An 11,545-nucleotide genomic window follows, 5' to 3' on the forward strand; every position below is an offset into this window, starting at 1 on the left:
TTCCCATGTTGTATGTGCTAAACTATTATTAGTCATTTTGAATCCTCCTTTTGGTCTTTGATGTGGTTGGCAAACCTACATTTATTCTACCAAAGGAGGATTCGTGCTTACATCTAAAGAACAAACCCTTCCTACCACCGGCATAGCCGGTGGTTTTGTCAAGCTAAAGCGAACAAAAAAAGTCGTTGGTAATTGTCTCACCAACGACTTTTTTATATTATTCCCCTTTGTTTTCCATGAAATCATCCAAAATTCGGAAAATCTCTTGGGCATTTATTGGCTTTCCAATATGGGCGTCCATTCCTGCCTCCAGACTCTTTTGGATGTCCTTATCTTCGAAATTTGCGCTCATGCCAATCATCGGTATGCGCATTGCATCCTTTCGAATCAAAGAGCGAATCATGATTGCCGCTTCACAGCCATTTAACACAGGCATTCGAATATCCATTAAAATTGCATCATAATATCCAACAGGAGATTTTCTGAATAACTCTACACAGGCCTTCCCATTTTCCCCATGCTCTACAATGCAACCCATTTTTTCCAAAATAGCTTTGCAAATTTGCGCATTCATAGGGTGATCCTCACCCAGCAAAATTCTTTTTCCCATTAAAGCATTATCTTGTCCAAAAACGCCGTTTGTCGTGTTTTTTTCTGGGGGATCCTTGCAAATTCCTGTTTCAATTTGCACAACAAATTCCGTTCCCTTTCCCGGCTGACTTTCGCAGTGAATACTACCTCCCATCAGCATAATGAGATTCTTGACAATGGAAAGCCCTAAGCCCGTACCGCTCTCCGCTTGAGAATTTCTGTCCTCTTGCTCAAAGGGTTCAAACATTTTCTTTTGAAACTCTCGGCTCATACCAATCCCTGTGTCCTTCACCACAAAAATTACATTTAGCCGGTTTTCGCAAAAAACATCCACATAAATGAAAAAGTCAACACTCCCCCCCTCGGGCGTAAATTTTATTGCATTGTTGATGAGATTAATAAAAATCTGCTGCAAGCGCAATTTATCAAACATTACCGCTCGTTGAAAGCCTATTTTTTGCTGTGCATGGAAAATAACGCCCTTCTCCTTTGCTCGCTGCTCCATTACCGTTTCAATGTCCTGAATAAAATCATTTAAATAATAAGGCTTTGGATTTAATTTCATTTTATTGTTATCAATTGCACTCATATCCAGCGTATCATTGATAAGCCTAAGCAAATATTTGCTTGTACGATACATTTTTTGGTGATATTCCTTAGATTTTTCCAGCTCTTTGCAATTCATGCCCAAAGAAGACATCCCAATCACAGCATGGATAGGTGTACGCATATCATGGCTTATATGAGATAAAAAATCCGATTTTGCTTTGTTTGTCGTTTGCAAAATTTCATTTTCCCTGTTTTTAATTCGATATAGCACAAAAACAATGCAGTAAGCTGCAAAAACAAATCCCAGCAGTATCACTACAAATGCAAACTGAATCGGATTTGTATAAAGCATGTCAAAAAAATCACTTTGCCTTGAAGCATTCAATTCCTCTCGAATAATTTCCCGAATACTTTCATGGGAAATACTTGCCAAGCCCTTACTTATAATGGAAAACAAAATGGGATCTGCATCTTTTGAAATCCCAACAGAAATCTGCTGGGTGAGCCCTTGTACGGTTCGATACTGAAGCGTGCGGTATTGGGGAATGGACAAAAAATATTCCGCTTCATAAGTATTGATATAGGTAAAGTCCGCCGCTTGATTATTTACAGCTTCAATGCATTCCTTTGCCGTATCATAATATATAATGATAACATCCTCAGGCGTCTGTTCTTTCAAAATTTCAGAAATATAATACCCTCTGGGCAAAGCAAGATATCGATACTCCTCACAATTGCCTTTCATTACCATCACATAATCCATGCTTAAATAGGGCGCAGTAATATAGGCATTATACTCATTTGCCAGTTGATAGCTATAGGTAACACCGGACAGTATGTCGTAATCGCCGCTTTTAAATAATTCTTTTTTCTGTTCGTGCTTATCCACTTTGGAATATTCGAAATTTAACCCTGTAGCCGCGGAAACCTCCTTCAGCACATCAATGCCAATACCATAGGGGATACCGTTTTTCTCTACAGATTCAAAAGGTATTCTTGCTGAGTCATACAAAACTTGAGCAGTGGGATGCGCCGCTAAGTAGGCTGTTTCCTCTTTTGACAAAACGACAGGTTGTCCGGCAGAAAAATCATAATATTTTTGATATAAATCTTTATTGAAATTAGGCGCTGCTGCCTTGATTTTTTCCATGGCTTCATTCAATCCGCTTAAAACCTTTTCATTGCCCTTTGTTGTAACATAATAAATCATGTCATAATCAAATCTTGCTATAACGCGGTAATTGGGGGAATTTTGCTTGCTGCTGATGAGGGCGGCATCCACTTTTTTGTTGTGAATTGCATCAAACAATTCTTCATTGGTTTCAAATGTAACAGTGTTCACAGAAAAATGATTATTCGTACAATACGCCTGCAGTCCCTGGTTTCTAGCAAAGTTCTTCTGTAGTCCCACAGTCATTCCATCAAAACTTTGAAAATCCTCATAAGCAAACGCTGTATTCTCCAGATCAGTAACCAGCAAAGACATATTAATCCCCGAAGGATAATCGGAAAAAGCATAAAATTCCTCTCTCTCAGGTGTTTTCTGCAACAGTCCCAAAATATCAATTTCCCCATTTTTCAACATTTGCTGACATTCGTTAAATGATGCAGACGTCACAAATTCGTATTCCCAGCCTGTATATTGAGAAATGGCTTGCAGATAATCATAGCCATATCCCGAACAGGCACCGTCAGCATCTATATTTTGATAATACGGAAATTCATAAAAACCAACCCGAACAACGTTGTTTTTTTCTTCCCCAAACACAAAATTGAAGCACGCAAAAAAAACCATAACACTCAGTAATATCGTTAACAAAGCTCTGCCCTTGGTTTTCATTTGCACACCTCCTTCTTTTTCTTTTTTACATCAATCCATTTCCAAAAAATCTAGCGCCTAATTTACAGCTCGATATTTGCAGTTTAAAAAAAACGATGAAATTTAGCATCCCTTCAAACTGAATTGATTATAAAGCATTTTGGGGATCACACCTGGACTGCGCATTTTTAAAATGTCATGCGTTTTAAATTCCTTCGCCAATGATTGTTTCAATACAATTCTGCTTTTCAAAGAACAGGTGAGGAATTTTGCCATGTTGCTTTTCTTTCAAAAATCCTCCGTTTAGAATGGTCTTCATAAGAAATGGCGACCTTTCAAAACAGCTCAACTCCACGAAATCTTCTCATCGTTACTTTTGCAAATTTCATAATAAAAAATCATTACAAATAAATCCCCTTTGATTTTTTTGGTAACATTTGTTAGTTTTTTTAATAATATAATATGCCTTTTTCTTACAAAAATCAACAACTCTCTAAAGATTCAAAAAGTTACAGCTCTTTAAAAAATATAAAACCGAGTAAAATCAGCTTTTTCAAGTTTTAAAAAATTTTTTTTTGGAAGCTTGATAATTTTTTAAATACTTTTTTGTCACATAAAAAAATTATGCTTGGCTTTATGCAAATGCTGATTCTTTCTCCCCTCTTAGCCTGTACTTATTTTGTAGTATAAGCACTATCATTTACCTTCACAATATTATGATATTAATAAACCATATTAAGGTGGTGCTTCTATGGCAATTAAAATATATATAGATCAAGGGCATAGCCGTGGCGTAAATGCAGGCGCCGAAGGCTTTGGCTTATACGAACAAGATGTTGTTTGGCAGGTAGGAATGTATTTGGCAGACCTTTTAAATAATACCCCCGGGTATGAAGCCAGGGTTTCCCGTCCAACCATCGACACAGTCTTGGGATATAATAATTCAACCAGCCTTGCCGCCAGAGTTGCCGATGCAAACGCTTGGGGCGCAGATTACTTCATCAGTATTCACACCAATGCCTCAACAAACCCAAGCTATAACGGCAGCGAGGTCTATATCTACAGCGATTTATCCCCGTCTCTTCCTTTGGCTGAAACCATACTCCAACAGTTGGTGGCAGAAATGGGAACAAAAAACAATGGTATCTTTTTAAGTCCCAGATTTTACGTTCTCAGAAGAACGCAAATGCCCTCCCTTTTGGTGGAACTGGCATATATCACAAATGCACAGGATGCAGAAAAACTGCGCAATAATCAGTTTGAATTTGCCCAGGCAATTTATGATGGAATCCGCATCCAGTTAGGCTGAGCCGACCAAAAACCTTTTCTTTAACATATCTATTTTCAAAAAGACATGGAATAATTTTGGAAAACTTAAGCCCGTTTGCAGCGGAGATGATATCCTCAACAAGCGGGCCTTTTTTTACGCCAATGCAGTTTTTGAAAAAGTGCATATAACCTTCAATCGTATGAATATAAATAAATAAACCGTTGAAATGAGAATGAAAATGAAACGAATATCTTGGAAGCCACCAAAAATTCAATTGATTTCAAAGAAAATTGTATTTTTAATTTTGCTTTTATGCCTGAGCATCGTTCTATTTTGTATTTTTCCTCTTACCAAAAAAGAGGAGCCTGTGCGAATGGTGATGGGTGGATTGCTCGCTACACAAAGTATAAACTGTGAGGACTTCTTAGAAAGCTACTCGGAGGACTTTGAAACCTATTTTCGACCCTCAAACCTTCCTGTTTTAAACACTAGAATATTGTCCCATGATTTGCTTGATAAGAATTACGGAAAAAAACCGGAGGAAATCTCCTTGCCTGATGGCCTTTTGGATACTCCGGAAAATACCATTTTAAATTTTTACAGCATTTTGCGTGATGCAGCAAATCCCGTTGCGGATAAATCGGCGGGTTGCGGCACCATCGGCCTTGATAAAACGCCCTACCCAACTTCTTACCAATTTCTTTCCTACGAATATCAACAAAACCTGTCCTACGAGTCTTATTTAAAAAGCTATGAAAACATATTACATATAAATCTAATTAAATTTCACCCCCTTCCTTTGGGAAAAGCCGAAGAAAACGCCGCTCGATATTTTGTGGAGCTGGAAACCATAGAAGGTACGGACAAGGAAATAGGGGTTTTTGCCTACTATTACGGCTTTGTGGATTTAAAAAAAGAAAAAAATCAATTTAAAATTACCAACATTTACTATTTTGGCGAAAATTTTTTATGCGCACCCTATCATGGCTGGCATTGGGATGCCGAGTCCAATGTAGCAATCCGTTATGGAGATTGGTGCAAGCTGATACAGGGGGATATTCAAAAAAGTCAAACAGATGATATCGTCCGCATCATTTTTGACGGAACCGACGGCTATCAATACTGTATCGTCTTCTTCCAATTAACAAACAGTACCGATTTAGAGGTTGCTCAATATCGCAAGCTTCCAGGCGGCACATGGAAGCCAATTACCATTACCGTTGAGGAATGTCTGGAGAATAAAAAAAGCACGGCCCAATAAAATTACAAAAAGCCCCGATATGAATTATCATACTCGGAGCTTTTTCTATTTTTTTCAAAGCTTATGTACTGTTAAGAATATTTGAAAGTCTCGCCATCCAATCAAGTTGAAGGCTTACGTCCATTAGAAAATAATGCTTGGTATAAATACGGGAACGTATACAATCAAGAAGAAAATAACAATTAAGCCTATCAAGTACGGAATAACTGCCTTTGAAATCCTCTCAATTGGCATACCCGTGATACTGGATGCCACAAAAAGGTTAATTGCGACAGGTGGCGTAATCATACCGATGGCAATACCAACGGTAAAAAGAATGCCAAAGTGAATCAAGTTAACATCCAACGCCTTCATCAGCGGCAAAAATACCGGTGTTAAAATAATTACCGCAGAGGAGGTTTCCATAAATATCCCTGCAATTAAGACAATTACTGAAACCAAAAACATAATCACAAGTTTATTGCCGGAAACGGATAGTACCGCCGTTGCAATAGATTCTGGAATTTTCCAATTTGCCAAAACCCAGCCAAAAACACCGCTACAACCAATAATAATCATAATAATGGCTGAGGTCTTTATACTGCCCACCATGATGTTGTATAAGGATTTTAAGGTTAAATCCCGATAAACAAAGGCGGATACAATGAGGGCATATACAACGGCAATTACCGCCGCCTCCGAAGGTGTGAAATAACCGGAGAAAATGCCGCCCAAAATAATCAAAGGCATAAGTAAACCCCAAATGGAGCGTTTTAAGGTGGCCCAAACATTTCTCAACGAAAAGGGCGTTCCCTTGGGATAATCAAACTTATAGGCCTGCCATAAGGAAATGGCAATCAATGCAACCCCCATCAAAATTCCTGGCAAAAAGCCGTTTTGGAACAGCTTCGTTACACTTTGCTCCGCCACAACGGCATACAAAACCATTGGAACAGAAGGAGGGATTACAACACCGATCGTGCCCGCAGAAGCAATCAAGGCCGCTGAGGATTCAGCATTATAGCCTCTTTCTTCCAATTCAGGAATCAAGGTTGCACCAACGGCAGCCGTAGTTGCTGCGCCGGAGCCGGAAATTGCAGCAAAAAACATACCTGCCACTACGGATACAATGGAAAGACCGCCACGAATACCGCCAACCAAGGACTCCGCAAAGGCAACCAAACGCTTACTGATCGCACCGCTTGCCAATAAATCTCCCGCAAAGATGAAAAACGGAATGGCAATCAAAGAAAAGGAATCGGAAGCCGCAAACATTCTTTGCACAATGACCAGCCTATCCACACCACCAGCAAAGAGTACCGCAACAGCGGCAAGGCCGATGGAAAACGCAACAGGAACGCCAATGGCTAAGCATAGAAAAAATACACCAAATAACACCAGGCTCATTGTTTTTCCTCCCCCTTTGCAAATATCTCGCCCAAAATAGCATCAAGGGCATGAATTTCCATAATACTACAGCCCAATGGAACGGCAAGGTACATATACCTCATGGGTATATGCAGCGCCGCTGACTTTTGCGTGCCCATCAAGCCCATATACCGAAAACCATGATAAATTGCAAGGGCAAAAAAGAAACCGCAAAGAATATGTACCAAAATTTTTGCAAAGCTCTTCAGCTTGCCCGGAAGCAAACCCTGTAAAAATAAAACGGCAATGTTGCTGCCCGATTTATAAACACAGCCTGCTCCCAGCAAGGAGGCCCAGATCAAAAAGTATCTGGCCAATTCCTCGCTCCAAGAAAGCGCCGTAAAAAATACACGGCAAATAATTTGAACAAACGTAACCACTACCATTGCGCCCAGAAGGGCTACGCAAATTGTCAAACACACCTTGTTTATGGCGTTGCTTAACTTCCTATAATTTGTTATGACTGACATAAGTAGCCCTCCTTCAGCTAAGCAAAATACTTACTTGCTCAATACATCCTGAATCTGTGCAATCAAATCGGAATACTTTTGACCATATTTGTCATAAGTAGGCTGAACAGCTGCTTTAAAGGAGTCAACATCAGGATTTTCCACTACTTCTACGCCGTTTGCCTTGATATCCTCCAGCTGATTTGCTTCGTTATCAGCAACCCACTGACGCTCAAATTCTGCAGCTTCTTGTGCAGCTTCTTTGAAGGCAACCTGCACATCTTCGGGTAATGCGTTGAATTTCTGCAAACTCATTGTGATGATTGCAGATGCATAAGCATGGCGTGTCATTGTTAAATATTTCTGAGATTCCCACAATTTGAAAGAATGAATAACATTTACAGGATTTTCCTGTCCGTCGATGGTATGCTGCTGCAAAGCGGTTAATGCTTCAGACCAAGCCATAGGCACTGCATTTACACCCAAAGACTCAAATGTGGAGATATAAACTTCATTTTCCATAACGCGAACCTTCAGGCCTTTTACATCCGCAGCAGTGGTAACAGACTTAACATTATTTGTTAAATTTCTGAAACCTCTTTCTGCATAAGCCAAGCCCTTCAGGTTTGCCCCTTCAAATTTGTCCAATAAGCCCTGTCCAATTTCGCCGTCTAATACCTTATAAGCGGAAGCATTGTCGGGGAACAGGAAAGGCATATCCAATACGCCCATTTCGGGAATAAAGTTTACAAAAGGTCCGCTGGTGATAATACCCATATCCAAAGTACCCATTTGCATGCTTTCCAACATTGTTCTCTCGTCTCCCAAAGAGCCGTTGGGATAGATTTCAACTTCATATGCCCCGTCAGTTTTTTCTGCAACCAATTCTTTAAATTTTTCTGCTGCAATTTGAAAACTGTCCTGCTCATTTACAGTGGTACCCAACTTAATAATTACGGGTTCTGCTGCTCCTGCTGCATCATTTCCTCCTGCTGCCGGTTGTGTTGTGCTGCCGCCGCAAGCGGTCAAAGCTACAACAAGTGCGGTTGTCATAGCAACCATTGACAAAAAACGTTTCATACTTTTTTACCCCTTCCTAGATAATAAATTGATTTTTAATTTTTTTTGAATCCCTTCGTTTCTATTTTTCTTTGCAAAAATTTTAAAAACCCTTAAAGAAGCTGCAAAGATAAATTTGAAAAAAGAGTTTTCATTTTCCATAATATCATACCAAACGCCCTATTACCACGTTTATTTGAATACAGCACCCGTATTTGCACTGGTTACCATATCTCTGTATCTTCTCAAATAGCCATCGGGTACTTCCTTCAAAATCGGTTTAAAATCAGCCTTTCTTCTTTCTATCTCTCCTTCATCCACCAAAAGCTCCAACTTATTGTTGGGAATATCAATGCTAATGATATCGCCATCTTGAATCAGTCCGATCACACCGCCTGCTGCAGCCTCAGGAGAAACATGTCCAATGGATGCGCCTTTTGAGGCACCGGAAAATCTGCCGTCTGTAATCAACGCAACACTGTTATCCAAGCCTTTTCCTGCTAAGGAAGCCGTAGGTGCCAGCATTTCTCTCATGCCAGGTCCACCCTTAGGACCTTCATAACGAATGACAACCACGTCACCGGCAACCACCGTATCATTCAAAATTGCCTCAATGGATTCCTCCTCGCTGTTAAATACCTTTGCTGGGCCTTTATGAACCATCATCTCAGGCAACACAGCTCCTTTTTTAACAACCCCACCATCAGGGGCAATGTTCCCCCACAAAATAGCCAAACCACCGTCGGGAGAATATGCCGTTTCTTTGGAACGAATTACATTTGCATTCAAAGCTCTTGCGTTGGCAATATTTTCACCAACTGTTTTGCCTGTACAGGTAATTACATCTGTATTAAACAAACCGCACTTGGCTAATTCCTTTAATACTGCGCTAATACCGCCTGCATTGTCCAAATCAACCAAGCAATCCACGCCTGCAGGGCTTAGTTTTACTAGGTGAGGAGTTTCCTTGCTGATTCTGTTGATTTCCTCAAAATCAACATTGAGCCCTGCCGCATGAGCAATGGCAGGCAAATGAAGGATTGTGTTTGTGGAGCAGCCCAAAGCCATATCTGCGTGCAAAGCATTACTTATGGATTTTTCTGTTACAATATCTCTAGGACAAATATTTTTCTCCAAAAGCTCCATTATTTTCATGCCTGCTTCTTTTGCCAAGCGGATACGGGCCCCGCTGATTGCAGGAATGGTACCATTTCCGGGTAAGCCTAAGCCGATTACCTCTGTCATACAGTTCATGGAGTTTGCAGTAAACATCCCTGCACAAGAACCGCAACCAGGACAAGCGTTGTTTTCCACATCATCCAAAATTTCCTGGGTAATACCTTCTTTTCCAATTGCACCAACCATCTCAAATGCATTGGAAAGGGTTATTTTTTTACCGTCCGCCAACGTTCCTGGCATCATAGGGCCACCACTTACAAAGATGCTTGGTATATTTAGCCGTAAAGCCGCCATCAGCATGCCCGGCACAATCTTATCACAATTAGGTACAAAAACCAGGGCATCAAAAGGATGTGCCATTGCCATAATTTCAACAGAATCAGCAATATGTTCTCTGCTGATGAGGGAATATTTCATACCACCATGCCCCATGGCAATACCGTCGCAAACGCCAATTGCAGGGAACTTGAGGGGTGTGCCTCCCGCCATGCGGATTCCAGCCTGCACAGCATCTGCAACTTTATCCAGATGAATATGCCCTGGAATAATATCATTTTGCGCACAAACTACACCGATCATGGGTCTTCTGATTTCTTCATCCGTCAATCCAAGGGCCTTAAATAAAGACCTATGGGGAATTTTGGTTGGTCCTGTCTTCATTACGTCACTTCTCATTATAACATCCTCCTTTATGTATTGATAAATTGTTTAAAACACTACGTATTTATGGTTTGTCTGTTAAAACCGGTCAGACAACTTTTCCTTGTTACAAAAATTATATGCTTTTTTTATGGATTGTCAATAAAAAAAATATCTATTTTTACATTTTGTGAAAATAGACATAGACATGATTTTAAAAATAGTGATATAATTGGTCATACAACTTAATTATAAGAAGCTTATTTCTATAATATGTTAAAAAATGAATTTCTAAGAGGAAAATTGCGTTTCAAAATAAAAATGTTGTTTTTGAAGCTAATTATATAAAAAAAGGAGCCGAAAAAATGAATACAAGCGTAAACTGCTGCGGCGTTATCCGCGCTTCTTGCGCGCATTTTCCTTTGGTATGCCAAGGCAGTTCCCAAATTGAGGGAAAGCCCTTTTGGTTAGAATTCACAAAAAAAAGGTTTGCGGCATTTATCAATGTTGCGTTACAGAAAAAAGCTTGATTTGACTATCAGTATTTTTACAGACATACATAAACCTAAGGAGGAAACGCATGAAAACTGAGTTTATTCCTGCCTCTCAGATTGTTGCAAATGAGCTGAGCGACATGATTTTTTTACAAAAAATTTATCAGCCCAATGAAAAACTGCCAAACGAGCATGAGCTTTCCGCCCAACTAGGGGTAAGCCGCGCAACGCTGCGAGAGGCTATCAAGCTTTTAGCGGCAAAAGGAATTTTAAACATTAAGCGGGGAAGCGGCACCTTTGTTTCCGCCTTGGAAGAACAAGCAACGGATGTTTTTGGCCTGTCTTATTTGAAGGATAAGGTAAAGCTGGTAAATAACTGGTTTGAATTTCGTTTGATTTTGGAGCCATCTTGCATCCGCCTTGCCATTCAAAATGGCACCCCAGAGGAATTGCAGATAATTATTGACTCCGCCAACCGCATGACAGCCTTAAGAGAAAGAAAGGAAATCCCCCAGGAGGAACTGATTAAGGAGGATCAAATTTTTCATATCGCCATTGCAACCGCCACACATAATGACATTATTCAGCTTATTATGCCCTCCCTTGCTACCGCAGTCAGGGATTCCATCATTACGGCAACGCAAATCGGTACTGATGTGAAGTCTATCGATAACGCACTGACCTATCACGCAAAAATTGCGGAATTTATTGAAATGCAGGATGCTGATGGCGCCGCGATGGCAATGCGCTACCATCTTTCCAAGGGCATTCGGGATCTAAACGATTCACAAAACAAGGAATCTGCCCAAAATACTCGGCTGAACTAAA

The 11,545-nt window shown here is 40.1% G+C and carries 9 protein-coding genes; 4 read left to right on the forward strand and 5 right to left on the reverse strand.

The window, feature by feature from the left end:
- Nucleotides 1-217: 217 nt before the first annotated feature.
- Nucleotides 218-2,980 carry a hybrid sensor histidine kinase/response regulator gene (locus tag CLNEO_RS08665; protein WP_066087457.1) on the reverse strand — a complete coding sequence of 921 codons (2,763 nt, stop codon included), beginning with the start codon at nt 2,978-2,980 and terminating at the stop codon, nt 218-220.
- Nucleotides 2,981-3,710: 730 nt separating this feature from the next.
- Here CLNEO_RS08665 and CLNEO_RS08670 point away from each other — a divergent pair.
- Both CLNEO_RS08670 and CLNEO_RS08675 read left to right on the forward strand, forming a co-directional pair.
- Nucleotides 3,711-4,268, forward strand: a complete 558-nt coding sequence (locus CLNEO_RS08670) for an N-acetylmuramoyl-L-alanine amidase family protein (protein ID WP_066087460.1) — start codon at nt 3,711-3,713, stop codon at nt 4,266-4,268.
- A 334-nt stretch (nt 4,269-4,602) separates the two neighbouring features.
- The gene (locus tag CLNEO_RS08675) at nt 4,603-5,490 is read left to right on the forward strand and encodes a hypothetical protein (RefSeq protein WP_157723528.1); all 888 of its coding nucleotides are present in this window, start codon (nt 4,603-4,605) and stop codon (nt 5,488-5,490) included.
- 123 nt (nt 5,491-5,613) lie between these two features.
- On the opposite strand, the gene CLNEO_RS08680 is transcribed toward CLNEO_RS08675, so the two are convergent.
- The 4 genes from CLNEO_RS08680 to ilvD all read right to left on the reverse strand — a co-directional run bounded on the left by CLNEO_RS08680 (nt 5,614) and on the right by ilvD (nt 10,259).
- Nucleotides 5,614-6,876, reverse strand: a complete 1,263-nt coding sequence (locus tag CLNEO_RS08680) for a TRAP transporter large permease (RefSeq protein WP_066087463.1) — start codon at nt 6,874-6,876, stop codon at nt 5,614-5,616.
- Nucleotides 6,873-7,367: a TRAP transporter small permease gene (locus CLNEO_RS08685; protein WP_066087466.1), complete on the reverse strand. Its 495-nt coding sequence runs from the start codon at nt 7,365-7,367 to the stop codon at nt 6,873-6,875. Before CLNEO_RS08685 ends, CLNEO_RS08680 begins: the two co-directional genes overlap by 4 nt.
- Before the next feature lie 30 nt (nt 7,368-7,397).
- Nucleotides 7,398-8,426, reverse strand: a complete 1,029-nt coding sequence (locus CLNEO_RS08690) for a TRAP transporter substrate-binding protein (RefSeq protein WP_083531938.1) — start codon at nt 8,424-8,426, stop codon at nt 7,398-7,400.
- Nucleotides 8,427-8,597: 171 nt separating this feature from the next.
- Nucleotides 8,598-10,259, reverse strand: a complete 1,662-nt coding sequence (gene ilvD / locus CLNEO_RS08695; protein WP_066087469.1) for a dihydroxy-acid dehydratase — start codon at nt 10,257-10,259, stop codon at nt 8,598-8,600.
- Nucleotides 10,260-10,588: 329 nt separating this feature from the next.
- Here ilvD and CLNEO_RS15815 point away from each other — a divergent pair, with 329 nt between their 5' ends.
- Together CLNEO_RS15815 and CLNEO_RS08700 are read left to right on the forward strand one after the other, a co-directional pair.
- Nucleotides 10,589-10,753 carry a hypothetical protein gene (locus CLNEO_RS15815; RefSeq protein WP_157723529.1) on the forward strand — a complete coding sequence of 55 codons (165 nt, stop codon included), beginning with the start codon at nt 10,589-10,591 and terminating at the stop codon, nt 10,751-10,753.
- A gap of 50 nt (nt 10,754-10,803) precedes the next feature.
- Nucleotides 10,804-11,544 (forward strand): FadR/GntR family transcriptional regulator, encoded by a 741-nt coding sequence (locus CLNEO_RS08700; RefSeq protein WP_066087471.1) that lies wholly within the window; start codon nt 10,804-10,806, stop codon nt 11,542-11,544.
- Nucleotide 11,545 lies beyond the last annotated feature (1 nt).

Source organism: Anaerotignum neopropionicum, assembly GCF_001571775.1.
Taxonomy (GTDB): domain Bacteria; phylum Bacillota; class Clostridia; order Lachnospirales; family Anaerotignaceae; genus Chakrabartyella; species Chakrabartyella neopropionicum.

Excerpts from the sequence above, each read along its gene's own strand:
- CLNEO_RS08665 (WP_066087457.1), bottom strand. The coding sequence starts at position 2,980 with ATGAAAACCAAGGGCAGAGCTTTGTTAACGATATTACTGAGTGTTATG.
- CLNEO_RS08670 (WP_066087460.1), top strand. The coding sequence starts at position 3,711 with ATGGCAATTAAAATATATATAGATCAAGGGCATAGCCGTGGCGTAAAT.
- CLNEO_RS08675 (WP_157723528.1), top strand. The coding sequence starts at position 4,603 with ATGGTGATGGGTGGATTGCTCGCTACACAAAGTATAAACTGTGAGGAC.
- CLNEO_RS08680 (WP_066087463.1), bottom strand. The coding sequence starts at position 6,876 with ATGAGCCTGGTGTTATTTGGTGTATTTTTTCTATGCTTAGCCATTGGC.
- CLNEO_RS08685 (WP_066087466.1), bottom strand. The coding sequence starts at position 7,367 with ATGTCAGTCATAACAAATTATAGGAAGTTAAGCAACGCCATAAACAAG.
- CLNEO_RS08690 (WP_083531938.1), bottom strand. The coding sequence starts at position 8,426 with ATGAAACGTTTTTTGTCAATGGTTGCTATGACAACCGCACTTGTTGTA.
- ilvD (WP_066087469.1), bottom strand. The coding sequence starts at position 10,259 with ATGAGAAGTGACGTAATGAAGACAGGACCAACCAAAATTCCCCATAGG.
- CLNEO_RS15815 (WP_157723529.1), top strand. The coding sequence starts at position 10,589 with ATGAATACAAGCGTAAACTGCTGCGGCGTTATCCGCGCTTCTTGCGCG.
- CLNEO_RS08700 (WP_066087471.1), top strand. The coding sequence starts at position 10,804 with ATGAAAACTGAGTTTATTCCTGCCTCTCAGATTGTTGCAAATGAGCTG.